Origin of the sequence: Haloferax sulfurifontis ATCC BAA-897, from assembly GCF_000337835.1 — an archaeon.
Classification (GTDB): domain Archaea; phylum Halobacteriota; class Halobacteria; order Halobacteriales; family Haloferacaceae; genus Haloferax; species Haloferax denitrificans.
Map to the genome: position 1 here is coordinate 1 of NZ_AOLM01000012.1, position 25,323 is coordinate 25,323.

At 68.1% G+C, this 25,323-nt stretch carries 25 protein-coding genes, 1 tRNA gene and 1 pseudogene; 20 read left to right on the plus strand and 7 right to left on the minus strand.

Annotation, left to right across the window (positions count from 1 at the left end; all coding sequences use genetic code 11):
* Positions 1 to 511: homoserine kinase (locus C441_RS07050; RefSeq protein ID WP_007274491.1), on the minus strand; the 511-nt coding region annotated here is incomplete at its 3' end.
* A gap of 165 nt (positions 512 to 676) precedes the next feature.
* Here C441_RS07050 and C441_RS07055 point away from each other — a divergent pair.
* From C441_RS07055 to C441_RS07065, 3 genes are all read left to right on the plus strand, one after another.
* Positions 677 to 1,990 (plus strand): NAD(P)/FAD-dependent oxidoreductase, encoded by a 1,314-nt coding sequence (locus C441_RS07055; protein WP_007274492.1) that lies wholly within the window; start codon positions 677 to 679, stop codon positions 1,988 to 1,990.
* Between the two features lie 149 nt (positions 1,991 to 2,139).
* Positions 2,140 to 2,799: a TetR/AcrR family transcriptional regulator gene (locus C441_RS07060; RefSeq protein WP_007274493.1), complete on the plus strand. Its 660-nt coding sequence runs from the start codon at positions 2,140 to 2,142 to the stop codon at positions 2,797 to 2,799.
* Positions 2,796 to 4,280: an MATE family efflux transporter gene (locus tag C441_RS07065; protein WP_007274494.1), complete on the plus strand. Its 1,485-nt coding sequence runs from the start codon at positions 2,796 to 2,798 to the stop codon at positions 4,278 to 4,280. Before C441_RS07060 ends, C441_RS07065 begins: the two co-directional genes overlap by 4 nt.
* Positions 4,281 to 4,307: 27 nt before the next feature.
* Here C441_RS07065 and C441_RS07070 read toward each other — a convergent pair whose 3' ends face one another.
* Positions 4,308 to 4,949: a DUF6149 family protein gene (locus tag C441_RS07070; protein WP_007274495.1), complete on the minus strand. Its 642-nt coding sequence runs from the start codon at positions 4,947 to 4,949 to the stop codon at positions 4,308 to 4,310.
* Positions 4,950 to 5,077: 128 nt separating this feature from the next.
* Here C441_RS07070 and C441_RS07075 point away from each other — a divergent pair, with 128 nt between their 5' ends.
* From C441_RS07075 to mptA, 6 genes are all read left to right on the plus strand, one after another.
* Positions 5,078 to 5,986: a winged helix-turn-helix domain-containing protein gene (locus C441_RS07075; protein WP_007274496.1), complete on the plus strand. Its 909-nt coding sequence runs from the start codon at positions 5,078 to 5,080 to the stop codon at positions 5,984 to 5,986.
* A gap of 88 nt (positions 5,987 to 6,074) precedes the next feature.
* Positions 6,075 to 6,461 (plus strand): hypothetical protein, encoded by a 387-nt coding sequence (locus C441_RS07080; protein WP_007274497.1) that lies wholly within the window; start codon positions 6,075 to 6,077, stop codon positions 6,459 to 6,461.
* A 107-nt stretch (positions 6,462 to 6,568) separates the two neighbouring features.
* Positions 6,569 to 7,810 carry an NAD(P)/FAD-dependent oxidoreductase gene (locus C441_RS07085; RefSeq protein ID WP_007274498.1) on the plus strand — a complete coding sequence of 414 codons (1,242 nt, stop codon included), beginning with the start codon at positions 6,569 to 6,571 and terminating at the stop codon, positions 7,808 to 7,810.
* Between the two features lie 213 nt (positions 7,811 to 8,023).
* Positions 8,024 to 8,263, plus strand: a complete 240-nt coding sequence (locus tag C441_RS19870) for a hypothetical protein (protein WP_007274499.1) — start codon at positions 8,024 to 8,026, stop codon at positions 8,261 to 8,263.
* A 153-nt stretch (positions 8,264 to 8,416) separates the two neighbouring features.
* Positions 8,417 to 8,812 carry a DUF7124 domain-containing protein gene (locus tag C441_RS07095; protein WP_007274500.1) on the plus strand — a complete coding sequence of 132 codons (396 nt, stop codon included), beginning with the start codon at positions 8,417 to 8,419 and terminating at the stop codon, positions 8,810 to 8,812.
* 81 nt (positions 8,813 to 8,893) lie between these two features.
* Positions 8,894 to 9,820, plus strand: a complete 927-nt coding sequence (gene mptA, locus C441_RS07100) for a GTP cyclohydrolase MptA (RefSeq protein ID WP_007274501.1) — start codon at positions 8,894 to 8,896, stop codon at positions 9,818 to 9,820.
* An 83-nt stretch (positions 9,821 to 9,903) separates the two neighbouring features.
* Here mptA and C441_RS07105 read toward each other — a convergent pair whose 3' ends face one another.
* The gene (locus C441_RS07105) at positions 9,904 to 10,707 is read right to left on the minus strand and encodes a TrmB family transcriptional regulator (RefSeq protein ID WP_007274502.1); all 804 of its coding nucleotides are present in this window, start codon (positions 10,705 to 10,707) and stop codon (positions 9,904 to 9,906) included.
* 87 nt (positions 10,708 to 10,794) lie between these two features.
* Positions 10,795 to 12,453: a DUF255 domain-containing protein gene (locus C441_RS07110; RefSeq protein ID WP_007274503.1), complete on the minus strand. Its 1,659-nt coding sequence runs from the start codon at positions 12,451 to 12,453 to the stop codon at positions 10,795 to 10,797.
* A gap of 171 nt (positions 12,454 to 12,624) precedes the next feature.
* Between C441_RS07110 and C441_RS07115 the strand changes: the two genes are divergently transcribed.
* From C441_RS07115 to C441_RS20255, 6 genes are all read left to right on the plus strand, one after another.
* Positions 12,625 to 13,206: an FxsA family protein gene (locus C441_RS07115; RefSeq protein ID WP_007274504.1), complete on the plus strand. Its 582-nt coding sequence runs from the start codon at positions 12,625 to 12,627 to the stop codon at positions 13,204 to 13,206.
* 180 nt (positions 13,207 to 13,386) lie between these two features.
* Positions 13,387 to 13,460 (plus strand) — tRNA-Ile (locus C441_RS07120).
* A gap of 327 nt (positions 13,461 to 13,787) precedes the next feature.
* On the plus strand, positions 13,788 to 13,976 hold the full coding sequence (locus C441_RS07125; protein WP_007274505.1) for a hypothetical protein: 189 nt from the start codon (positions 13,788 to 13,790) through the stop codon (positions 13,974 to 13,976).
* A gap of 181 nt (positions 13,977 to 14,157) precedes the next feature.
* Positions 14,158 to 14,286, plus strand: a complete 129-nt coding sequence (locus C441_RS20505) for a hypothetical protein (RefSeq protein WP_004042243.1) — start codon at positions 14,158 to 14,160, stop codon at positions 14,284 to 14,286.
* Between the two features lie 185 nt (positions 14,287 to 14,471).
* The gene (locus C441_RS20250; RefSeq protein ID WP_007274506.1) at positions 14,472 to 14,984 is read left to right on the plus strand and encodes a hypothetical protein; all 513 of its coding nucleotides are present in this window, start codon (positions 14,472 to 14,474) and stop codon (positions 14,982 to 14,984) included.
* Between the two features lie 82 nt (positions 14,985 to 15,066).
* Complete coding sequence (locus C441_RS20255; RefSeq protein WP_239640821.1) at positions 15,067 to 16,155, plus strand: DUF3604 domain-containing protein; 1,089 nt, start codon at positions 15,067 to 15,069, stop codon at positions 16,153 to 16,155.
* Positions 16,156 to 16,195: 40 nt separating this feature from the next.
* On the opposite strand, the gene C441_RS07135 is transcribed toward C441_RS20255, so the two are convergent.
* Complete coding sequence (locus C441_RS07135; protein WP_007274508.1) at positions 16,196 to 17,218, minus strand: sodium:calcium antiporter; 1,023 nt, start codon at positions 17,216 to 17,218, stop codon at positions 16,196 to 16,198.
* A gap of 69 nt (positions 17,219 to 17,287) precedes the next feature.
* A pseudogene (locus tag C441_RS07140) lies at positions 17,288 to 18,510 on the minus strand (GNAT family N-acetyltransferase).
* A 139-nt stretch (positions 18,511 to 18,649) separates the two neighbouring features.
* Here C441_RS07140 and C441_RS07145 point away from each other — a divergent pair.
* The 3 genes from C441_RS07145 to C441_RS07155 all read left to right on the plus strand — a co-directional run bounded on the left by C441_RS07145 (position 18,650) and on the right by C441_RS07155 (position 19,978).
* Positions 18,650 to 18,871 (plus strand): hypothetical protein, encoded by a 222-nt coding sequence (locus tag C441_RS07145; RefSeq protein WP_049918016.1) that lies wholly within the window; start codon positions 18,650 to 18,652, stop codon positions 18,869 to 18,871.
* A 165-nt stretch (positions 18,872 to 19,036) separates the two neighbouring features.
* Entirely contained in the window at positions 19,037 to 19,288 is a 252-nt protein-coding gene (locus tag C441_RS07150; protein WP_007274510.1) for a hypothetical protein, read from the plus strand.
* Between the two features lie 159 nt (positions 19,289 to 19,447).
* A complete protein-coding gene (locus tag C441_RS07155; protein WP_004969680.1) occupies positions 19,448 to 19,978 on the plus strand; it encodes a DUF5815 family protein in 531 nt (176 codons plus the stop codon).
* A 25-nt stretch (positions 19,979 to 20,003) separates the two neighbouring features.
* On the opposite strand, the gene C441_RS07160 is transcribed toward C441_RS07155, so the two are convergent.
* Positions 20,004 to 21,026: a S66 family peptidase gene (locus tag C441_RS07160; protein WP_049920495.1), complete on the minus strand. Its 1,023-nt coding sequence runs from the start codon at positions 21,024 to 21,026 to the stop codon at positions 20,004 to 20,006.
* A gap of 144 nt (positions 21,027 to 21,170) precedes the next feature.
* Here C441_RS07160 and carB point away from each other — a divergent pair, with 144 nt between their 5' ends.
* Both carB and C441_RS07170 read left to right on the plus strand, forming a co-directional pair.
* Complete coding sequence (carB, locus tag C441_RS07165) at positions 21,171 to 24,419, plus strand: carbamoyl-phosphate synthase large subunit (protein WP_007274512.1); 3,249 nt, start codon at positions 21,171 to 21,173, stop codon at positions 24,417 to 24,419.
* A gap of 131 nt (positions 24,420 to 24,550) precedes the next feature.
* Positions 24,551 to 25,315 carry an SDR family oxidoreductase gene (locus C441_RS07170; protein WP_007274513.1) on the plus strand — a complete coding sequence of 255 codons (765 nt, stop codon included), beginning with the start codon at positions 24,551 to 24,553 and terminating at the stop codon, positions 25,313 to 25,315.
* The last annotated feature ends 8 nt before the right edge of the window (positions 25,316 to 25,323 follow it).

The window sequence follows — 25,323 nt, forward strand, 5'->3', positions numbered from 1 at the left end:
CGTCGCGGGTCGAGACGGCGATTTCGGGGAGGCAGGCGACGAGCGGGATGTCGGCGTCGACGGTCGTCACGCCCTCGTCGGTCGCGACGGTGAAGCCGCCGAGGAGCGCGGGCGCGACGTTGTCGGCGTGGGCCTCGCCGGAGACGACCGCCTCGCCCTCGGCGGCGACGGGGACGAGTTCCTCGCGGGAGAGGCCGCGGTCGTACAGTTCGTTCAGCGCGACGGCGGCGGCGGCGGAACTCGCCGCCGACGACCCGAGTCCGGACGACGGGCGGACGCCCTTGTCGATGCGGATGTGCGCGGGGGCGTCGAGCGCCTCCGCGACCGCGCCGACGACGTTCCGGTCGGGGTCGGTCGGGATGTACTGGCTTCCGACGCCGGTCACTTCGATTGTCGTCCGGTCCGCCCGTTCGACGTGCACGATGTCGGCGGGGCGGTCGAGAGCCACGCCGAAGACATCGAACCCACTTCCGAGGTTGGCGCTCGTGGCGGGTGCGCGGACCGTAACCATGCCCCGCTGTTGCCTTATCGCAGATAAAAATGTGGCGAACGTCGCAACCGACCCCCGTCTCGGTCGCTCGGCGACCGCGACGATGCGCCCCGCGGTCGCCGGCTCCGACGGCGGCGGAACCGGCCAATCAGAAAGGACTTTCCACCCGACGCCGAACCTCGGGGCATGATAGGCATCGTCGGCGGCGGCATCGCGGGCCTCGCCGCGGCGTACCGACTCCAGAACCGGGGTCACGACGTTCGAGTCTTCGAGGCGGCCGACTCTCTCGGCGGTCTCGCGGCGACCTACGAGACGAACGGCGACGACATCGAGAAGTTCTACCACCACCTCTCGAAGTCCGAAGAGACCATCGTCGAACTCGCCGGGGAACTCGGCCTCGGAGACGACTTGGAGTGGCGCATCGGCAAGAACGCCTACTACGTAGACGGCGTCGTCCACCCGCTGGACACCGCGTGGCAAATCGCCGCGTACCCCCACATGAGCCTCTACGACAAGTTCCGCCTCGGGATGCTCACCCTCGGCGTCGACGTGCGCGGGGGCGTCCCCGACTTCGACGCCTACGAGGAGCTCGCCGAGTACGAACACACGCCCATCGAGGAGTTCGTCGTCGAGCACACCACCCGCGGCGTCTACGACAACTTCGTCGACCCGCTCCTCGACGGGAAGTTCGGCGAGCGCAAACACGACGTGTCGGCGTCGTGGTTCCTCGGACGGGTGCGCTTCCGCGGCGAGCGCGACCTGCTCCGCGGCGAGAAACTCGGCTACTTCGACGGCGGCTTCGCCCCCTTCATCGACGCGCTCGTCTCCGCGGTCGGCCGCGAGCACATCGAGACCGGCGCGCGCGTGACCGAACTCGACACCGCCGGCGAGGCGGTCTCGTCGCTGACCGTCGAGACCGACGACGGGACCGAGACCCACGAGGTCGAGTCGGTCGTCGTGGCGACGATGCCGAACGTGCTCGAAGACCTCACGGGCTTCCCCTGCGACATCGACTTCCAGGGCGCGGTCTGCGGGCTGGCGACCATGTCGGAGTCGCTGATGGACACCTACTGGCTCAACATCGCCCGCGACGCGCCGTTCGGGTCGCTCATCGAGCACACGAACTTCGTGCCGAAAGAGCGCTACGGCGGCGACCACCTGCTGTACGTCGCGAGCTACGTGCAGGGGCCGCACGAAGAGCTCTGGCAGATGAGCGACGAGGAAGTCGAAGACGCGTGGTTCGACGAAATCGAGGACATGTTCCCCGACTTCGACCGCTCGGCGGTCGAGGAGTTCGAAATCGCTCGCAACCCGCGGGCTGGCCCGGTGTACGAACGCGGCTACCTCGACCTCGTGGTGCCGTACGACCTCGGCGACGACGTGGCCGAGGGGGTCTACTACGCGGGGATGGCGTCGGAAGCGCAGTATCCCGAGCGGTCGCTCAACGGCGGCATCGTCGCCGGCTACGAGGTCGCAGACCGAATCGACCGGAGCCTGTAGCGACCCGGCTCCGAGTTTCGAGGCTCTTCTCACCCGCTCGCGGCGCTCGCGCCGTGCCGCGTGCTCTCGTGCCGACAGATGGCACACTTACCGGCAAACCGTTTCTCGTCCGCAACTGCTTTTTAAGTAGCTGACTGACTAGTCAGTTAGTGAGTGCAGACGAAACGCCGGACCAGTCGGTCCCCGACGAGGTCCACGAAGAACTGATGGCCGCGACCTACCGGGCGCTGTGCGCCCACGGCTACGCAGACCTGACGATGCAACGAATCGCGGACGAGGCCGGAAAGAGCAAGTCCCTCCTCCACTACCACTACGGGACGAAACAGGAACTGCTCGTCGCCTTTCTCGGCTACCTGTTCGACCGCTTCGAAGCGCGGGTCGCCGCGACCGAGGGCGACGCCCCCGAGACGCGCCTCCGGGTGCTCCTCGACAAGATGGTCCCCGGCGCGGACGACGACCGCGACTACGACCGCTTCGGTCTGGCGCTCAACGAACTGCGGACGCAGGCCCCCTACGTCGAGGCCTACCGCGAGCAGATCGCCCGCAACGAGGCGGTCATCCGCCGCCGGCTCGCCGACATCATCCGCGAGGGCGTCGAGAAGGGGGACTTCCGCGAGGTCGACGCCGACCGGACCGCGTCGCTCCTCTTCGCCGCGCTCGACGGCGCGCGCCTCCAGCGCGTCGCGGTGACCGACCCCTCGGGCACCGAGACGGCGAGTCAGTCCGCCTTCGACGCGCCGACCGAGGTCCGCGCCGCGCTCGACGAGTTCGTCGTCGAGAAGCTCGTGCGCGAGGGGGGCGACGAATGAGCGCGAAGGCCCGGGACGTCAACCTCGTCGACGGCGACCTCGTCAAGCCGATGTTGGTGCTGTCGCTCCCGCTCGTCTTCTCGCAGATCATGCAGGTGGCGTACAACCTCGCCGACACCTTCTGGGTCGGCCGCGTCGGCTCCGAGGCCGTCTCGGCGCTGTCGTTTTCGTGGCCGCTCGTCTTCCTCATGATCTCGTTCGGCGGCGGCTTCACCGTCGCGGGGACCGTCCTCGTCGCCCAGAACAAGGGCGCGGGCAACCACGACGAGGTCGACCACGCCGCCGGCCAGACCCTCGGGTTCGTCATCCTGCTCTCGGCCGGGTTCGCGGTCATCGGCTACCTCCTGACGCCGATACTGCTCCCGCTCATCGGGACGACGCCCGGCACGGAAGTCCACCAGTTGGCGGTCGAGTACACCCGCACCATCTTCCTCGGCGTCGCGTTCATGTTCGGCTTCTTCATCTTCCAGGCGCTCCTCCGCGGGTGGGGCGACACGAGGACGCCGATGTACCTGATGGCGCTCGGCGTCGTCATCAACGTCTTCCTCGACCCGTTTCTCATCCTCGGGTTCAACTCGAACCCGATATTCGGCCTCGTCGGCCTCGAAGGCCTCGGGCAGTCGCTTTTCGCCGCGACCGGCTTCACCGGCTTCGGCGTGCAGGGCGCGGCCATCGCCACGGTGTTCTCCCGCGGCGTCGGCGCGCTCGTCGGCTTCTGGCTCCTGCTTTCGGGTCGGGTCGGCATCAGCCTCTCGCCGCGCGACCTGATTCCGGAGCGCGAGACGGTCGAGCGCATCGTCCGCATCGGCGCGCCGTCGAGCATCGAGCAGTCGACCCGCGCGCTCGGCGTGACCGCCCTCACGGCGCTCGTCGCCTACGCCGCCGTCAACGCCGGCGGGGCCAGCACCGAAACCGCGGTCGCCGCGTTCGGTATCGGCAACCGCCTCAACTCGCTCGTCTTCCTGCCGGCCATCGGCCTCGCGCAGGGGACCTCGACGGTCGTCGGCCAGAACCTCGGCGCGGACCAGCCGGACCGCGCCGAACGCGCCGTGTTCTTGGGTATCGGCATCATCGTCTCCGCGCTGGTGTTCGTCTCCGCCGCCGCGTACCTGTTCGCCGAACCCATCGTCTCGGTGTTCATCCCCGGCGAGGCGGAGGTCATCGCCATCGGCGTCGACTACCTCCGCATCATCGGCCCGACGTTCCTGTTCCTCGGGGCGTTCAACGTCGTCAACGGCGGCTTCCGCGGAAGCGGCTCGACCCGGACGGCGATGGTGTTCTCGCTCATCTCGCTGTGGGTGCTTCGCATCCCCGCGGCGTTCGTCCTCGTGGAGTTCTTCTCCATGGGGCCGACCGGCATCTGGTACGGCATCGCCTTCTCGAACGTCGGGGTGGCGCTTCTCGCGTTCGCGTGGTTCACCCGCGGCACGTGGAAAAACAGCGTCGTCGACGTCGGCCCCGCCGTGCCGACCGACGATTAAGCAAGAAACGACTTCGCGCGGCCCCTTTTAGGCGGTCTTCTCGTCGGTGCGGTCGACGTCCTGCATCCCCGGCGCGGCCGACACGTCTACGTCCTCGGGCTCGTCGGTCCCGCCGACGCCGACCTCGCCGGAGTCGTCTTCGACGTACACGTCGTCGGCGAAGCCGCCCTCCGCGTGGGGGTGGTCCGGGTCGTCGAGCTTGTCGAGCGTCGCGGGCGCGTCCGGGATGTCGATGGTGCGGAACTCGCCGAGCGGCTCCGCGATGTCGATGCCGTGGCGCTCGAAGAACTCCTCGTAGCGCTCGTAGTGGGCCTCGATTTCGTCGACCGGAATCTCCATCATCTCGGTCCAGCCGTGGTTGTAGAAGTCGAAGTTGGCCTGGACGTGGGTTATCTCGCGGGCCTCGGCCTCGGGGTAGCCCGCGTCGAGCGCCGCGAGGTAGGTGTCGAACGTGCACTCGAAGAACGCCGCCATGTGGTCCTCGCGCTCGTCTCTGCGGTCCGGGTCCGCGCGCTCGCCGAAGATGCGAACGTGGAGGTCCACCATCTTCTCGGTGGCGATGTCGCCGATGACCGGCATGGTGAGCGCCTTCTTCGTCGCGAAGTGGCGGATGTTCTGGCGAATCTTCATTTCGTCGTCCGCTTCGGGTCGGATACACGTAAAGACCACGTCTCCGGGGGCGTCGGTGTCGCGCGTCCCGCGGGCGACGCCTGTCCGGCGCGACGCGGGCGCGAGTCGGGCCTCCCGAACGAGATTTGACGACGTGATTTAATGCGGTTCGCCCGCATGTGGGTGCTATGAGCGACTCCGCATCCGTCCGCGAGGACTCGGTCCTCGAATGCGACGACTGCATCTCTCCGGCCGAAGCGTTCGGCATCGTCGCCGACGAGACCCGACTCACAATCCTCGAAGCGCTCTGGGAGTCACCCGACCGCCCCGTCCCCTTCTCCGAACTCCGCCGACGGGTCGGCGTCGACGACAGCGCCCGCTTCAACTACCATCTCGGAAAGCTCCGCGGCCAGTTCGTCCGCAAGACCGACGAGGGCTACGACTTCCGGCACGCCGGCGAGAAGGTCGTCCGCGCCGTGCTCGCGGGGACGTTCAACGAGGACCCCGTCCTCCCCGCCTTTCCGGCTCCCGGCTCCTGCGTCGCCTGCGGTGGCTCGCTCGAAGCCGACTACGGCGACGAGAAACTCACCATCTCCTGTGCCGACTGCGCGCGCACCCACGCCCACGAGGAGTTCCCGCCCGGCGGTCTCGAAGGCCGCTCGTCGGAGGCGCTCCTGTCGGCGTTCGACCAGCGCGTGCGACACCTCCACTGCCTCGCCGCCGACGGCGTCTGCCCCGAGTGCGGCGGGACGACGAGCACCTCGCTGTCCCGCGACGCCGACCCGTTCGACGTCGACGTGGTCGTGACCCACCGCTGTGCCCAGTGCGCTTACGAGGCCGTCTCGCCCGTTGGACTGGTGCTTCTCGACGAGTCGACGGTCCTCGGCTTTCTCTCCTCGCGGGGCGAAGACGTGTGCGGGACGCCGTTCTGGCGGTTCCCGTGGGTCGTCGGCGACGACGCGCTCACCGTCGTCTCGGAGGAGCCGTGGCGCATCCGCGTCCGCATCGAACAGGACGACGAGGCGCTCGTCGTCGAACTCGACGGCGACCTGTCGGTCGTCGACTCCGCGGTCGAACCCGTCGAGAAGATTGCATAAGCGCGCTACAGTAAGCCCGCTTACAGAAATGTAATTCAGATTACTATTTTGGTGTCGGCGGTCGTCCCTCCAAACGAGGAGAACGACCATGTTCGACGATATTCACTTCGGCCGCGACGACGTACGAGAGACGGTCCCGAGTCGGTTCAGAACGCTCTCAGAGACGGCGCTCGTCGCGCTCGCGGCCGTTATCGGCGTCCTCGCGGCGACCGCCGTCGCGACGCTCGTCGCCCCGCTCGCCCCCGGCCTCGGTCTCGTAGCGCTGTTCCTCGGGTGGCCGCTCGGCTTCGCGGCCGGCATCGCCGTCGTCCGCGGGGCTGTCGGTATCGTCGCTACCAGCGGTGTTCCCGGCCGCGTCCGTGACCTCGCCCGCGATGCGCCCGCTCGCGGCGACGGCGACGCGGCGTCGGCACCGTCGGAGTGCCCTGTCGCCGCCGACGGCGGCTTCGACGAGCGGGTCGGTGAGACGCAGTAACACCCACGATTCGGCTCCTGTCTCCCCATCTCGCCCCGATTTCCGACTGCGAAACAATCATGAGGGAGATAGCAATCCACATTAACCCCGAATACAAACGTCGGGTCATGAGCCAATCGTACGTGATCGTCGGCGACGGTATCGCCGGGGCCTCAGCGGCTGAGACACTCCGCGAAGAGGAACCCGACGCCGACATCACCATCATCACGGACGAGGGCGAACCGCTGTACAACCGCATTCTCATCAAGGAATTCGCCAAGGGCAAACTGCCCGAGGCACCCATCTCCATCCACGACGAGTCGTGGTACGACGACCGCGACGTGGACCTCGAACTCGACACGCTCGTCACGAACATCGACCCCGAGGGCCACACCGTCACCGCCCACGACGGCACCGAGTACGACTACGACAAACTCCTCCTCGCCATCGGCGGCACGCCGACCCAACTCCCCGTCGAGAACTCCGACGCCGAGGGCATCCACCACTTCTGGACGTTCCAGGACGCCCGCGACATCAAAGAGCACATCGAGGGCGCGGACAGCTCCGTCGTCATCGGCGCGGGTCTGCTCGGCATCGACCTCGCGGCCATCACGGCCGCACAGGAGGTCGAGGGCAAGTACCTCATGCGCGGCAAGGCGTGGTGGCGCTACGCGCTCTCCGAGGAGGGCGCGGAAATCATCCACGAGGCGCTCCGCGAGCGCAACGTCGAACCCGTCTTCGACTCCGGCGTCGACCACTTCGAGGTCGACGAGAACGACCGCGTCACGACCGCCGTCGACCCCAACGGCGACCGCTACGACGCCGACTTCGTCGGCATCGCCATCGGCCTCAACTTCAACACGGAGATTCTCGGTGGCACCGACATCGAGTACGACAACGGCATCTACACGGACGAGTTCATGCGGACGAACCACGACGACATCTTCGCGGCCGGTGACATCACCGAGTTCCACGACCTCATCCTCGGCGACCGCGCCCAGAACGGCGCGTGGGGCTCCGCCAAAGAGCAGGGCACCATCGCGGCCAAGAACATGGTCGACTACGGCTCCGAGGAGTTCCGCTGGGTCTCGTCGTACTCCATCACCCACTTCGACTTCCCGTTCCTCTCGTTCGGCCACCCGACGCTCGGCGACGACCACGTCGAGGCCAAGTACTCCGACACCGAGTGGCGGCGCCTCGCCATCAAGGACGGCAAAATCGTCGGCGGCGTCCTCATCGGCGACCTCTCGCCGCAGACGAAGTACAAGAAGCTCATGCGCGAACAGGTCGACGTGAGCGGCCAGAAGGAGGTCCTCGTCAAGCAGGACTTCCAGCTCGACGACCTCGAAGGCGCGGCGGCCGAACAGTAACCCGGGACCCGCTCCCGCTGTTTTCACCCGGCCAGCCGCGTCTGCGCGTGTTCCGCCCGGTCCGGCTCGGGCCCGACCGCGTCCGCGGTTCGCTCGCTTCCGTTTTGGCTCTCTTTCGTCCGGCGCGCTCACCGTCGCCAGCCCTCCCGTTCCCTCGTCGTCCCACGCCCCAACGGCCAAACATTTATCTCCCTCCATGAAGTGTGTTACCACATGTCATCAAAAGACGGACAGCAACCGTCTTCTCCGGACGCCACCGCGCCGCCGACCGTCGCCCCCGTCTCCGACGTCCCGCCCGGTGCACGGGTTCACCACTTCGACGAGTTGAGCGAGCGGACCCAACACGCGCTTGCGACCGCCAGCCCCGCCGGGTCGCTCGATATCGACCCGGCCACCTCGCGGCTCTCGCGGGGCGACGTCGTGGTGTTCACCGACTACGTTCGCGTCAAGTAATTCCTCTGTGCACGCCCCGTCGCCCGCGTTCGCAACCCGTCTCGGTCGCCGCCGAGCCGTCGGTCTCCCGCTCGCGGACGGCCGGGACCGAAGTCGTTTTCCACGCGTCGCCGCCTATCGCCGGGTATGGCAACAGGTGGCGGCCAAGGAACGATGACGCTCGCGTTCGAACTCTCCGCGCTCAAGCGGCTCGGCGACCCGAACGCGGCGTTTTCGGACGCGCGGACGTGGACGAAGTACATCGGCGTGGTGAGCGAGAAGCCGACCTACGTCGTGACGAATTTCACCCGGAAAGAGCGCATCCGGCAGGACTTCTTCTCCGGACCGCGCGGGGTCAAAGAGAGCCTCGAAAACGTGATGCGCCAGTTCGACACCGACCGGCACGTCTTCGTCGGCACGTCCGACGAGGACCGCGCGGTGGCCGAAGAAATCGGCTGGGAGTACCTCCCCGTCGAGGACGCCGCCGAGGCCGCCGAGTGGGTGCTCGCCGGCGACGACGACGCCCCCGCCGACCCCTTCGAGGACGAGGGCCGCGACGACTGGCCCTAGTCGGAACACAGCGGCGCGTTCGCCCGCGATTCCGTTCCCCTATCGAAAGCACTAATCAGCAACGGCACTTCTTATTCTCCGATGAGTCACCAGTTGCCTGACGTACAGGCCTCCCAGCCGGACGTGACCGTCGGGCTGAGCCAGGTCGGCGTCACGGGCGTCGAGAAGCTCGTCAAGATAGCTCGCGACGGGAAGCGACCCCTCGTCTTGATGGCGGAGTTCGAAGTGTTCGTCGACCTCCCCGGCGGCCGCAAGGGCATCGACATGAGCCGAAATATGCAGGTCATCGACGAGGTCCTCGAAGCCGCCGTCTCCGAGCCGGCCTACCGCGTCGAGGACATGTGCGGCGACGCCGCCGAGCGCCTCCTCGCCAAACACGAGTACACGACGACCGCCGAGGTCAGCATGACCGCCGAGCTCGTCGTCCGCGAGGACACCCCCGCCAGCGGCCTGTCCACCCAGAGCACCGCCCAAATCATCGCCAGCGCCACCGCGACCGACGAGGGAACCCGCGAGGAAATCGGCGCGGAAGTGGTCGGCATGACCGTCTGTCCCTGCTCGCAGGGTATGTCCGCCTCCCGCGCCCGCGACGTGTTACAGGACCTCTCCGTGGACGACGACACCATCGAGGAGTTCCTCGACAAGGTGCCCCAGCCGGGGCACTCCCAGCGCGGCCACGCCACGCTCACCGTCGAGACGGAGGGCTCGCCCGAGGTCGACCTCATGGACCTCATCGACATCGCCCGCGACTCGATGTCGGCGCGCATCTACAACCTCGCCAAGCGCCCCGACGAGGACCACATGACCTACCACGCCCACGCGAACGCGAAGTTCGTCGAGGACTGCGTCCGCTCGATGGCCGAGATGTCCGTCGACGCGCTCGACCACCTCGGCGACGACGCGGTGGTCCACATGAAACAGTCGAACGACGAGTCGATTCACCAGCACAACGCGCACGCCGAGCGCGAGGTGACGCTGGGACAGCTCCGCGACGAGCTCGACGCCTGAACGCTCTCGACGCCCGAGACGCTCGCGTTTCGAATCCCGTCCCGTACTCGTTTTTCAGTTCCCGTTTCCGCCGCCGCGAGCCGCTACAGCGAGAGCGGTGCCGCCTCCTCCCAGCGCGGGTCGAACGTCGCTCGGAGGTCGGCGGCGAACTCGGGGTCTTTCAGGTCTATCATGGCGAACGCCCGCCCGGGGTCGAGGGGGTTCGGCACCTCGATACAGACCTCCACGTCGTCGATGAGGTTGAACACGCCCGTGACGTTCTCCGCGGTACGCGCGTGGAAGTTCGGCGTGCTCGACAGCCGGTTCACGTAGCTCTGGTTGACGCTCTCGGGCAGGCTGTCGACGAGGCCGGGCGACATGAGCATCGACACTTCGACCCCGCGGTCGAGCGCGGCTTCGAGTTCGTCGACGACGAGGTCGCCGACGGCGTCGAGGTCGAACTGCGGCGAGGGCGTCCCGGCGACCATCACGAGCGAGTCGTCGGCCGCCGCGAGGCGCTCGACGAGCAGGTCGATGGTCTCGTCCGCGCCGACCGCGGCCGTCCAGAACTGGTCGTGGACCGGCTCCGCGGCGTCGAGTTCGTCGGTCAGCTCGTCGACGACGTTCTCGTACTGTTCGGCCTTCTCGGCCAGCTCTTGGCGCTTCGATTCGAGCAGGCGGTCCAGCGCCGTGTCGGGCTCGACGGCGACGTACTTCTTCGGCCGGCTGGCCGCCTGACTCCGGATGAGGTGGTACTGTTCGAGGCTGTTCAGCACGTCGTAGACGCGGCCCATGGGAACGTCGCTGGCGCGGGATAACTCCTTGGCCGTCGTCGCCCCCGTCCGCAGGAGCGCGCGGTAGGCCCGGGCCTCGTACTCGGACAGCCCGAGGTCTCGCAGACTGGTCATGCACCGTCCGTCACGTTTCTCCTTGATAAACAAACCGGATGTTTACACCCGAGTTCGGTTGCCGCCGGTCGCGGTCAGGGGGTGGAGTCAGGCGTCGGGCGTGACTGAAGACACCGCCTGCATCAACTCCTCGGGAGTGGTTGCCTCCACCGCCGTCTCGCCGGCGCTGACGCGCGCGGTCCCGGCGGCGAGGTCGGCGGCGTCGGCCTCGGGGACGACGAGCGCCTCGTGGTCCGCGACGCGGAGCGCCGCCCTGTGGAGGTCGGAGCCGACCCCGTCGTTGAGTTCGACGAGAAGCGGGTCGCGGAGCAGTCGCGCCGCCGCGGTCCCGTAGGCGGCGACCTGCACGCCGATGCGGTCCCACGCGCCCGCGAACGCGGCGATGGTCTCCCGTGCCACCTCGCGGTAGCGCTCGTCGTCCGTGAGCGCCGCGAGGTCGAGAAGCGCGTTCGCCATCTCCACGTTCCCGTCCAGCGGGCGGAGCGGCGACGACAGGAGCGCCTCGCCGCTCGCGGGGCCGTCGAGGAACGAGCCCTCGTCGAACAGTTCGTCGATGGCGGCGTCGGCGACCGCGGCGGCGAGTTCGAGGACCGGTTCGCCCGCCACCGACTCGTCGCCGAGCACCTGCCGGGCGCGACAGGCCGCGGCGACCACGCGCGCTTGGTCTTCGAGCAGGAGGTCCTCACCCGCGTCGCCGCCGGACCGGAAGTGGGTCACGACGCCGTCGTCGACGAGGTCCTCGGCGACTCGCGCGAGCGCGCGAGAGCCGAACTCGCGGGCCCGCTCGTCGTCGGTGAGCCCCGCCAGCACCAACAGTGCGTCCGCGGCGAGGGCGTTGCCGCCGGCGTACACCGTGAGGTCGGTCCGCGGGCCGGGGGCGTTGTCGCGGCCCTCCTCTCCGAGGAGGTAGTAGTCGGTCCCCGCGGCGGGACCCATGCTCCCGGCGAAGCCGGTTCCGGTCCACAGCGAGTCCACGAGGAAGTCGGCGGTCCCCGCCGCCGGGTCGAGGTAGGCGTCCTCGCCGGTGTAGCGGTAGCCGTTTGCGAACGCCCGCAGGAGCGCGGCGTTCGATTCGAGCGTCTTCTCGCGGTTCGGCTTCGACCACGCGGCGTCGTCGGCGTAGCGGAAGAAGCCGCCCTCGACGGGGTCGTACAGGCCGTCGCGAATCGCGTCGAGCGACCGGAGCGCCCGGCTTCGGTCGCGCTTCAGCGCGAACTCGACGGTCCGCGGGAGCGGGAACTTCGCGGCGTCGCCCCACCCGCCGTGGGCCTCGTCGAAGGCGACTTCCAACTGGCCGGCGAGGTGCGATTCGATTTGCGGCGAAACCTCGCCCGCGGGCGGGAGGTCGCCCCTGAGCGCCCGCGGGAGCCGCCCGGCATCTGCGCCCTTCTTCTCCCAGACCTCGCGCACGCGGTCGATGACCTTCCGCATGCCGTCGGGGCCGATGAACGTCGCGCCCGTGATGGGGTGGCCGTCGGGCGCGAGGAAGACGGTCGAGGGGAAGCCGCCCATGTTGTACCGCTCGCGGATGCGCGGCTGGCGGTCCACGTTCACCCGAATCGGGACGAAGCCGTCGTTGAGATTGGCCGCGATGCGCGGCTCGGCGTACGTCTCGGCGTCCATCTCGTGACAGTCCTCGCACCACGTCGCCGACAGCGAAAGCAGAATCGGCTTGTCCGCCGCTCGCGCCTCGGCGAACGCGTCGGGGCCCCACTCTCGCCATTCGACGCGCGTCTCGTCGGTCATGTCCACCCATCCGCGGTGGACGCGGGTAAGCGCTTCGAGCCCTCGTGGCACGACCGGTCGCCGTCGGCGGGTCGCGCGAGCTCCTCGACGACCGTCGCGGCCGGATTCGGGAGACCGACGCGCCGCGGGCGGGACAAAAGGGCTATGGGCCGCGACCCGGTAGTGTCGCCCATGCGAACGCGCACGCTGATGGCGCTCTTGCTCCTCATCCCCCTCTCCGACGCGTTGCTACTCGTGGTCGTCGCGCAGTACATCAACCTCGTGCCGACCGTCGCGCTCGTCGTCCTGACCGGGCTCGTCGGGATGCTCATCGTCCGCGCCGAGGGGCGACACACCCTCAGAAGCCTCCAGTCGAAGTTCGCCGGGGGCGACCTCCCAACGAACGAGGTCATGGACGGCGGCCTGCTCATCGCCGCGGGCGCGTTCCTCCTCACGCCGGGGCTCGTCACCGACACCATCGGCTTCCTGCTCGCCATCCCCGTGACTCGGTACCCCATCCGCGAGGTGCTCAAGCGCTTCGTCGTCAAGCCGTATCTCGACAAGCGCGCCGACGGCTTCGTCACCGGCAACGTCTGGACGACCGGCTTCCCACAGGGCGACTTCGGTCCCGGCGGCCCCGGCGGCTCGCCCGGCCCGAGCGGCGGGAGCGGTTCCGGCGGGAGCGGCAGTAGCGGGAGTAGCGGTGGCGACGGCGTCTACGACGCCGACCCCGACTCCTACCGCTTCGACGGTGACCGCAACGACTCCACGTAACGCGTCTTCTCCGCTCTCGCGTCGGCTGTTCCGGTGTTTCATCCGCGTAGCCACGCGATTGGCCCGCGTTTCGAGCCCCGCAATCGACCGACAGCGACGACATTCACTAACACGCACCAACGCGCCTCCGAAAAGAAAGTCTTAAAATCAACAGCGCACAACGAGTGAATGCGCTTACCTGGGCCAATAGCTCAGTCAGGTTGAGCGCTCGGCTGATAACCGGGAGGCCCGCGGTTCAAATCCGCGTTGGCCCACTCGCGTCGATAACGATTCGTTGCCGACGCGTGTCAGGGGCTCAAACTCCCCGGCCACCCAACTTCTGCGGATACCACTGACCGAGAGAACGTTCGGTCTGTCGTTCGTGCCGTCGGGACGAATCAGCGACGAAGCCTCGACTCCGCCGACCGAGCGGCGACTGTCTCGGCACAGAGAATCACTAATGTCTGACCCAAATACCTGCTTATTCAGCTCAATTCCGGCCCTATTTGCACAGAATCGTCTGCATTTACCGGCACATGACTGGTCGAACGAGCGAATACAGAGAAAGCTATATCACGCGATAGATTGTGGTACCGAATAACATGGAATACGAACTCACCTGTCTGTACGGGTGCGGCCACACCTCCACGGCCGACTCCCGCGAGAGCGTCGGCGTTCTCGTGATGGAACACATGAACGACGAACACGACACGCCCGTCGACCCGCTCGAAGCGGGCGAACTCGCGTTGAAGCGCTTCGACGGCGCGTCGCTCCGGCAGGCGCGGCAGTAGCGAACATTCCGATTTCTGTCACGTCTTCCAATCCGAGTTTCTCTCGGAGACAACCGTCTCACGAGCCAGAGCGGCGGCGCTGTCTTCCGATTTCTCGATTCGAGGTCCCGCGGCCTCGGATAAATTTACTCAGTTCTGTATCCCAGTAGTATTAAATCCGTACACGCCATACGTGTTGGTGATGCCAACCATCGACGTCTCCGAACACCTGTACCGCCAGATTGAGTCCGCCGCCGACGGCGAGGACCTCGACGCGGCGATGTGGAAGATGGTCGGCCGGTACCAGCGCGGTAACACGCCCGGCGACTAACAGGATTCGGACCGCCCCCGACCCCCCGACTGCGCGTGCAGTCGTCATCAACCTCGCTCGCCGCGACTGCCCTTTCCGCGGCGAGTCCGTTTTCCGTTTTCTGAGCGACTGCTCCCGAGAGTGGCTTCGATATCCGACTCCCGTCGGCCTCGTCCTTCTTTAGCGACGCGTTCGTACTCCCTTACGTGTTCGACGCCGAACCCCCCGGAACCCTCGGGAAGTTCGCGGAGACGATGCGCGTGTTCGCCGAGCGGCGGCCGTCAGTCCGCGACCTGTTGCGCAGTCGAACCGGCTCGCTCGACCGCGTCCACGCGGTCCTCCCGTCGACCGTCGCCGTCGGTGAATCTCTCGGCCTCACGGTGCAGGTGTGGGACGAGTACGAGCGGCTTCACGGCGCGTACGACGGCGACCTGCGGGTGTCTGCGACCGACGATAACGCGACGTATCCCGACCGCGTCTCCCTCGCCGGCGACGACGAGGGGTACGTCAGACTCGCCGACGCCGTCTCCTTCGAGACGCCCGGCGTCCACTACCTGACCTTCTCGCGGCCCGGCTTCGATGAGCGGTACGTCTCGAACCCCGTTTCCGTCTCCGCCGACCCCCCCCGACGAGCGCGTCTACTGGGGCGACATCCACCTGCACTCGCGGCTCTCGGACGGGACGGGGAGCCTGCGGAAGGGCTATCGGTTCGGCCGTGACGCGATGGACCTCGACGTAGTCGCCTACACCGACCACGACACGATGGGGTTTTTCATCCCGCCGTCGCTCCAGCGCGCCCTCATGCACGGGTGGTACTTCGACCGCTCGCGCCGCGTCGCCGAGCGGTTCAACGACCCCGGCGAGTTCGTGACGCTCGTCGGCTACGAGTGGACGAAACAGCCCAACTGCGGCGGCCACGTCAACGTCTACTTCGAGGACTCCGACGACGCCGTCCTTCTGGACTCCCGCGGCGGGACGACCGACACCTACGAGAAGCTCTGGAGCCGACTCCGCGAGTTCGAGTCGACCCGCGACTCGCGGGTCGTGACGATTCCGCACCACCCGACCGAGCGCATGTATCCGTTCGATTTCTCGGCCGTCGAGTACGACGACGAACTCGCGCCGCTCGTCGAGGTGTACTCGCAGTGGGGGTCCGGCGAACTCCCGGGCGACGAGGGGAACCCGTTCCCGCTGGCGATGGGCCGCGGCGAGGCCGACGAGCCGGGTCACTTCGTCCGCGACGCGCTCTCGATGGGCCACCGAGTCGGTCTCGTCGCGGGCGCGGACTACCACGGCCCGCACCCCGGCCACTCGCTCATCCACGCCGACCCGCACCTTCCCTCGGTCCGCGAGTGGGTCGACGACGGCGTCGGCTGGTCGAGCATCTGGCGCGTCTGGAACGAGCGGAGCTATCCCGGCGGTCTCTCGGCGTTCCGAGCGCCCGAACTCACCCGCGAGGCGGTGTTCGAGAGCCTCCGAAGTCGCCGCGTCTACGGGACGACCCAGCCGCACCGCATCCTCGCGTCCCTCTCTGTCGGCGGCGTCGAACCCGGCGAAAACGACAGTTCGCTCCGCCTCGCCGCCCGCGACGAACCCCGTAAGGTCGAAGTTGAGGTCGCGGGGACCGCCCCGCTCGAACGCGTCGAAATGGTCAAAAACGGAGAGACGTGGCGGTCGCACGCGATTACCTCGGACCCCGACGCGCCGCTTTCGGCGTACACGGCGACCGTCTCGTGGACCGACGACGACCCGGTCGAGGGAACGGTCTGGGACGACGACCGGCGCTCGGCGGCCGACGCGTACTATCTCCGGGTCACGCAGGTCCCGCGTGACTGCGAGTTCCCCGGGACCGCGTGGGCGGGCCCGGTCTGGGTCGAACCGCCGGACTGAGCCGACGTCGCGGCGGTCGCGCTCGCGACCGGTCGGCCTCTCAGCCGAGGACGCTCGTCACGCCGAGGCTTTCGGCGACCAGCCACGCGACGAACAGCGCGTAGGTCCCGAGAAGGACGTACGACTCGCCGCGTGTCAGTGCCATCTCGGTCCGGAGGACGGCGAAGAAGACGACCGACGCGCCCGTGAGGAAACTCATCATCGGCACGACCTCCTCGAAGTTGATGACCGCGCCACCGGCGACGAGGATGCCGACCGGGAGGGCGACGAGGAGCGCGAAGACGTTGCTCCCGAAGACGTTGGCGAGGCTCATCGGCGCGTTGCCCTGCCGTGCGGCCGCGACGCTGACGAACGTGTCCGGCAGGCTCGTACCGGCGGCGACGACCGTCAGCCCCCAGAGGAACGGCGACGTGCCGAAGGCGTCGCCGAGGCCGACCGCCGCGCGGACGAGCAGTTCGGCCCCGACGAGGATGACCGCGAGCGACCCCACGAGCGCGAGCCACTCGCGGGCCGGGCTCACGTCGTTGACGACGGCGGTGAGTCCCGCGCGGTGCTCCAGCGTGTCGTGGTACTGCATGAACAGATACAGCCCGTACAGCCCGAGCGGGATGAGCGCCAGCGGGCGCGTGACGAACCCGTCGAGGCCCGCGGTGTCGGCGGCGGGGCTGTAGATGACCGCGAGCGAGAAGGTGAGCACGAGGACGGCGATAGAAAGCAGGTAGAACTGCGCTTCCTTGTAGACGAGGTCGCGGTTCGACGCGAGGCGCTGGCCCTCGCCGACGAGCGCCGACACCGCCGGGATGATGAGGATGTTGTAGACGGCGGAGCCGACGACCGCGCCGACGCCGATGTCGAACGACTGGTACCGGAGCGTGGCGATGACGATGCTCGATAGCTCGGGGAAACTCGACCCGACGGCGGCGATGATGGCCCCCTGCACGATGGCGGGAAGCCCGTAGTACGCGCCCAAACGGTCCGAGGCCTGCACGAGCATGTCGCCGCCCTTCCACGCGAGAATCGCGCCGGCGACTGTGAATCCGACGAGAATCGGAACTGATGCCACGCCCGGACTTCGGCGGCCGGTGAGAAAAAACCCGACCCGGTCGGGTGGCGGGCTCGACGCTCCGCTCGCTCAGAACCCCTCGCGCAGGTAGCGGTCCCGCTCTGTGAACACCGAGGCGAGGGCGTCGGCCGCCTCCGCATCAGCGACCGAGAGTCGGTCGGTGCGGGCGAGCGCCTCGACGGCCCGCGCGCCGACGAGGAGTTGCGAGAGCGCCCCGATTTCGACGGTCGCGTCGGGGTCGGCGTCGCGGCCGACCGATTCGACGCTCGCCGTGCCGTCGGTGACGACGAGGCTGAACGGGCCGTTGTTCCAGTCGCATCGGCCGTCTTCGACCGCGAGGACGAGGTCACAGGCGGCGTCGGCGGGGAACGTGACGGCTTCGAGGGCCGCCGGCACGTCCACGATTCGGACCATCGGGCCGGGCTTGAGTTCGACCGTCGCCGCCCGCGGGTCGGTCAGGTCGTCGATGAGCCGGGTCGATTCGCGTTCCGACGAGAGGACGACCTCGTCGACCTGTGAGTCGTGGTCCCGCAGGAACCGAAACAGCTGAGCGCGGGCCTCGGCGTCGACGGCAACGAGTTCGCTCACGGACAGCGTCCGCGACTCCCGGTCGCCGGTCACGGCATAGACGACGTAGCCGCGGAGGTCGCCGTCTCGCTCCCAGCCGTAGACGAACGGGTCGTCTTCCCACCCGCGGAACAGCCGGTGGCGAATCCAGCCCTCGCTTCGGTCTACTGCGAGGTCCTCGGTCGCCGCGGCCGCGTACACGTCTTTGACCCGTTCCCAGTCGTCGGCGTCGAGTCGGACGAACTCCCCGGCCGGGTCGGCGGCGACCGCCCCGAGTTCGTCGGGCGGCACCGTCGTCTTCGCGTAGTTGTTCGCGGTCGCCCAGCCGAATCGGCGGTAGAAGGCGTACTCGAACGGCCAAAGCGCCGAGAGGTACCGACCGGTGTCGCGGAACTCCGCGAGGAGGTCGTCGAGCATCGCGGCGACGTGGCCCTGTCGGCGCGCCTCCGGGGGTGACGCGACCGCCGAGACACCGGGGAGCGGGTGCCACTCGCCGCGGACGCGAGCCGTGAAGTCGTAGAAGGCACAGACCGTCCGGAGGTCGGCCGCGTCGGGGTCCTCGACAGCCGCGTCGGGCGGGGCGTCGTAGAACCCCCGCGGGCGGTGGTTCTCCGGGTCGGGCAGTCGCTCGTTCGACCAGTCGGGGCCGTTCTCGGGGCGGAAGGCGTAGTTGAGGAACTCGCGGTAGTCTCGCGGTGCTCCTCGGGCAGGGGACGGAGATGCATACCCGCGGTGCGTCGGGGGACGATATAGGTTTTCGGTGCCGCGGGCGCGCAGTCGAGCGATTCGGGCGCGTCGGGACCGGGGTTCGGGGTCGCTCTCAGAACCGTGCGATTCACGTCACCTCGGCCCCGAGTGGCGCTCATGAGCGAGACGAAGCAGTCGTTTCTGTCGCGGGGGAACCTCCTTCTCGCGGCGGTCGTGACGCTCGGCATCGTCCTCCCGGGGGTGGCGCGCCGCCTACTCGGCGAGGCCGGCTACAACGGTCTCGGGATGCTCGTGTTCACGCTCGGATACGCGGGGATGGTCTTTATCGTCTGGTACGGGTGGCTTCGGCCGCTCGACATCACCGGCCCGTCCGGGTAGTCCGCCGCCGCGCGCCGGCCGTCACCCCGCGTCGACAGCGGTGTTCGCCGCGCGTCGGGACCGCACCGACCCCCCGGCGGCCCCAATATCCGGGGGTTCGACCGCCGGTTTCCAACGAGAATAACGGAACTTTGATAGTCGATTCGAACCGACCGAGAAAACAAGATGCTTCCCCTTCAGCTCGTAGACACCTTCCTGCTCGACTACAACATCGGGCAGGCGCTGTTGCTCGTGTTCATCCTGTCGACGGTCGGAACCCTACCGCTGAAGTCCCGGCACGTCCTCGGCATCAACGCCACGCTGTTCGGGCTCATCTTCCTTCTGACCCCGGTGACGCTGGCCAAGCCGCACTATCTGTTCCTCGGCATCACGCTCCTCATCGTCGGTCCCATCGTCTACGTCTCGGGCCGTCGCTGAGGGGACGCCCGCCGCGCGTTTCGCATCGAGCCGCCGCCGTTTTTCGCCGACAGTACGACGGACCGACCGACCGCGACTGACCTTCCGTGTTATCTCGTTCTGCGCGCGCCGATTCCGAAGAACGCGACGTTTAAACGGCGAGAACCGCAACCCACGGGTATGTCTGAACCGAGCGTTCCCGGCGGCCGCGGGGCCGTCTTGGACCTCCCCTGCGGCGAGACGAAGCGCGTCCGGGAACTCGACTTGGGCAAACGGGAGTTCGACTGTCCGTGCGGCGACAGCCACGCCGTCGTCATGGACGTCCACCCGCCCGACCGCTTCCTCCCGGAGTTCCTCGTCGAAATCCTCCAGGAGACCATCGAGACCACGAGCGACGACATGCCCGAGTTCGGGACGGCCCACCTCATGGGCATCGTCTTGGAGGAGTTCCCCGAGGCCGTCGTCTCCGAGGACGTCTCCGAGGACGGCGAACTCGGCGCGGGCATCGTCTGGGTGACCGATTTCGATTCTCGAAGGCTCCACGAGATAATCGTCGAACTCGTCGTGGAACTCATGGAACACGCCGTCAGCCACGCCGACGACGACGACGTCGTCTCGGAGTTCGAGTCGAAGATGCTCCAGTTCGACGTGAGCGAGTTCGTCGACCAGTACCGCGCCCAGCGCGACCTCGACCCCGAACCGTACATGTAGCGCCCGGGCGGGAACGCCCCGCTTTTCAGTCGATTCGAAGCCGGCCGACCGCCGGGTCCAGCGTCGCCTTCGCGCCGAGCGGGAGCGGCACCGCCGGGTCGGCGTGGCCGAACTCCACGTCGAACACCGCCGTCGCGTCGGGGTTGTACGCGTCGAGGACCGACAGCACCTCCGCGCGAAGCTGTGCGCCGTAGTCGGCCGGCGGCTCCCACTCTAGCCCGGGCGAGTACGTCCGCGGCCGACCCATCAGGAGGCCGTCGAAGCGTTCTAACAGCCCGCGTTCGCCCATCGCCCGCAGGGTGTAGCGGACCTCGCGCGGGAGCGGCACGTCCTCCGAGGTTTCGAGCGCGAGCACCGCGCCCTCGAGGTCGTCGGGGTCGGGGAGGTAACGCCCCGTCTGGAGGTGCCACTTCACGACGCTGAAGTTGCCGCCCCAGAGTCGCCCGGTCACGCGCTCGTCGCCCCGCCACGTCCGACCCGGATTGTCGCGCCACTCCCGCGGTGCTTCGGTGTCGAAGTCGAACCAGTCGTCGGTCCACTCGGGCGCGGGTTCGACGACGCCGATGGAGCGCTCGAAGAACGCCCGCCGGAGGTAGCGCTCGACGTACGGGTGCAACTCCGGGTCCACGGTGAGCGTCGGGTGGAGCGTCGCGCCGTAGCTCACGACGCCGTGGTTCCAGAGGAACAGCCGGAGGTTGTCGTTGTCGCTGAAGCCGAAGAACCGCGTCGGCGACGCGGTCAGTCTGGTCGGGTCGAGATGCGGGAGCACCCGCAGTTGGTCGTCGCCGCCGGTGACCGCGATGACGCCGCGTATCGACGGGTCCTCGAAGGCCTCCATCACGTCCGCCGCCCGCGCCGCCGGGTTGTCCCGGAGCCACTCCCAGTCGCGCCGGGCCGACTCGAAGACGACCGGGTCGAGCGAGAACACGTCGCGGAGTCGCGCGCACGCACGGTCCAAATGCGATTCGTCGATGGGCCGCGACGGCGCGACGACCGCCACCCGGCTCCCGGCGTCGAGCGGCGGCGGTGTGGTGAATACCGCGGGCATGCGTAGCCGCTACTCAGATACCCCTCAAAAGCCTTCCCCGGCCGCGACACGGTCGTTCGGCGAGCTTTTCGAAATTCGCAATCGAGTTTCGGACCTCGTAATTTTTCGCCGGACTTATTACGATGTGCGGATTGGATTCCGACGATGACTGACGAGGACACTTCGACCGGGTCTCAGGAAACCACAGAGGACCGGACGATTCTGCTCATCGGAAGCGGCCCGATCCAGATCGGACAGGCGGCGGAATTCGACTACTCCGGCGCGCAGGCCTGCCGCGCGCTCCGAGAGGAAGGCGCGCGAGTTGTCCTCGTCAACTCGAACCCCGCGACCATCATGACCGACCCCGAGATGGCCGACAAGGTCTACATCGAGCCCATCACGACCGAGGCCATCTCCGAGATTATCGAGCGCGAGCGCCCCGACGGCGTCATCGCCGGACTTGGCGGGCAGACCGGCCTCAACGTCACGGCCGAACTCGCGGAGGAGGGCGTCTTAGAGGAGTTCGACGTGGACATCATGGGCACGCCGCTCGACACCATCTACGCGACGGAGGACCGCGACCTGTTCCGCCAGCGCATGGAGAAAATCGGCCAGCCCGTCCCGAAGTCGACGACCATCTCGCTGGAGGAAGGCGAGGCGGTCGAGAACATCACCGAAGAAGCCCTCGAAGAGCGCGTCGAAGACTCCGTCGACGCCGTCGGCGGCCTGCCGGTAATCTCGCGGACGACGTACACGCTCGGCGGCTCCGGGTCGGGCGTCGTCCACGAGATGGACGAACTCGTCTCCCGCGTCCGCAAGGGCCTGCGCCTCTCGCGCAACAGCGAAGTCCTCATCACGGAGTCCATCTCCGGCTGGGTCGAACTCGAATACGAGGTGATGCGCGACGCCGACGACTCGTGTATCATCATCTGCAACATGGAGAACATCGACCCGATGGGGATTCACACCGGCGAGTCCACCGTCGTCACGCCCTCGCAGGTCATCCCCGACGAGGGCCACCAGGAGATGCGCGACGCCGCGCTCGGAGTCATCCGCGAACTCGGCATTCAGGGCGGCTGTAACATCCAGTTCGCGTGGCACGACGACGGCACCCCCGGCGGCGAGTACCGCGTCGTCGAAGTGAACCCGCGCGTCTCGCGGTCGTCGGCGCTCGCCTCGAAGGCGACCGGCTACCCCATCGCCCGCGTCACGGCGAAGGTCGCCCTCGGCAAGCGCCTCCACGAGATTACCAACGAAATCACCGGCGAGACCACCGCCGCCTTCGAGCCCGCAATCGACTACGTGGTCACGAAGGTGCCGCGGTGGCCCAAGGACAAGTTCACCGACGTTGACTTCGAGCTCTCGACGGCCATGAAGTCCACCGGCGAGGCGATGTCCATCGGGCGCACTTTCGAGGAGTCGCTTCTGAAGGCGCTTCGGTCGTCCGAGTACGACCCCGCCGCCGACTGGGACGAGGTGTCCGACGAGGAGCTCGAAGCCGACTACCTCGAAACGCCGACGCCCGACCGTCCGTACGCCATCTTCGAGGCGTTCGAGCGCGGCTACACCACGGAGGACGTGGTCGAACTGACCGACATCCACGAGTGGTACGTCGAGCGCTTCGGCCGCGTCGTCGAGGCGGTCGAGGCCGCCTCCGAGGGCGACTTCGCCGCCGCCGCCTCCGCCGGCCACACCAACGCCAGCATCGCCGCGGCGACCGGCACGAGCGTCGGCGAGGTCGAACAGAACGTCCCCGGCCGCACCTACAAGCAGGTCGACACCTGCGCCGGCGAGTTCGCCGCGCAGACGCCGTACTACTACTCCGCGCGCAAGCCCGAGTTCTTCCGCGGCCCCTTCGAGGGCGACTCGGCGGGTAACGAACTCCGCGTCGACCGCGACATGGAGAGCGTCGTCGTCGTCGGCGGCGGCCCCATCCGCATCGGGCAGGGCGTCGAGTTCGACTACTGTTCGGTCCACGCGGTGCAGGCGCTCCGCGACATGGGCATCGACGCGCACGTCGTCAACAACAACCCCGAGACGGTGTCGACCGACTACGACACCTCCGACGGCCTCTTTTTCGAGCCAATCACGGCAGAAGAGGTCGCCGACGTCATCGAGGCCATCGACGCCGACGGCGTCATGCTCCAGTTCGGCGGGCAGACCTCGGTCAACATCGGCCACCCGCTCGAATCCGAACTCGACCGCCGCGGCGTCGACTGCGAGATTCTCGGCACGACCATCGACGCGATGGACCTCGCCGAGGACCGCGACCGCTTCAACCGCCTGATGGACGACCTCGGCATCCTCCAGCCCGAAGGCGGCTCCGCGACGAGCGAAAAAGAGGCGCTCGACCTCGCCAACGACCTCGGCTACCCCGTGTTGGTCCGCCCGTCGTACGTCCTCGGCGGCCGCGCGATGGAAATCGTCCACTCCGACGAGGACCTCAAGGAGTACATCGAGGAGGCCGTCCGCGTCTCCCCCGACAAGCCCATCCTCATCGACGAGTTCCTCGCCGACGGCGTCGAACTCGACGTGGACGCCGTCTCCGACGGCGAAGACGTCCTCATCGGCGGCGTGATGGAACACGTCGAGGCCGCGGGCGTCCACTCCGGCGACTCCGCGTGTATGGTTCCGCCGCGCTCGCTCGACGACGAGACGATGGCCCGCGTCCGCGAAGTCACGGAGGACATCGCCAGCGCCCTCGACACGGTCGGCCTGATGAACGTCCAACTCGCGGTCAAGAAAAACGAGGGCGGCTCGAACGACGTGTACGTCCTCGAAGCCAACCCGCGGTCGTCCCGGACCGTCCCGTTCGTCTCGAAGGCGACGGGCGTCCCAATCGCCAAGCTCGCGGCGAAGGTCATGGCCGGCAACTCGATTGCCGACCTCGGCGTGAGCGAGCAGATTCCCGAGCAGGTGTCGGTCAAGGAGGTCGTCCTCCCGTTCGACCGCCTGCCGGGTTCGGACCCGCGTCTCGGCCCGGAGATGAAGTCCACGGGCGAGGTCATGGGCACCGCGACCACGTTCGGCAAGGCCTACGAGAAGGCCCAGTCGGCCGCGAACGACCCGATTCCGGCCGGCGGCACCGTCTACGTCGACCTCGCTGACCCCGAGTTCCCCGACGCCGACAGCGAGGCCGGACAGGAACTGCTCGACGCCTTCGGCGAGTACTACGAGGTGCTCACGCCCGAGGACGTCGACGACTTCCTCACGATGCTCCGCGAGGGCGACTTCGACTTCGTCGTCTCCCGCGACCGCGACACGCTCATCGACTGCGTCGAAGAGGAGGTCAGCTACTTCTCGACGTACGCCTCCGCGAAGGCGGCCCTCGAAGCGCGCGGCGCGGCCGACGAGGACATCGACGTCCTCCCGGTCGGCGAGCGCCCCCGCGTCGTCGCCAACTGGGGCCAGTAAGGAGCCAGAACGGCGCGCGACATTCGACTCGCCGCCGACCCGATTCTCCGTTCTCCCGGCCGGTGACCGCCGCCGACCCGGACTTTTGACGCGTTCCCGAAGGTTATTGAGCCGCGCCCCCATGCGCGGGTATGGCACGCAATCGCGGTCGCGTCCTCCTCGCCGGTGCGACGGGTCGGACGGGCCGACACGTCCTCGACGCGCTGGCCGAGACGCCCCTCGTCGTCAGGGCGCTGACCCGCGACGCCGACGCCGAACCCGACCTCAGAGCGCGCGGCGCGGACGAGGTCGTCGTCGGCGACCTCCTCGACCCCGACGACGCCCGCCGGGCGGTCCTCGACGCCGACGCCGTCGTCTCCGCGGTCGGCGTCTCCGCCGGACTGGAAACCATCCGCGGCGACCTCGTCGACGGCGCGGGCGTCGTGAACCTCGTGGACGCCGCGACCGCCTCCGGCGCACAGCGGTTCGTCCTCATGTCCTCTATCGGCGTCGGCGACTCGAAGGGCGGACTCCCGCTGTCGCTCCGCGCGATTCTCACCGCGTCGGGCGTCCTCTCGGCGAAGGAACGAAGCGAAACCCGACTCCGGGACGCGCCGCTCGACCACACGATTGTCAGGCCCGGCGCGCTCACCGACGCCCCCGCGACCGCCGACGTGGTCGTCGGCGAGGGCGGCGACTCCGTCCGCGGGAGCATCCCCCGCGCCGACGTGGCGAACGTCCTCGCGCACTCCCTTTTCACCCGCGAGACGGAAAACCGGACGTTCGAGGTCGTCTCCCGTACCGGACTCCGCGACCGGGCGGACAACGTGGTCGATATCGACTGGACGCCGCTCCCTCGGGCCGAGGCCGCGGGCGGCGAGGGCGACCAAGAACGAGAGCGAGAACTCGCGGAGTAGTTAGCGGT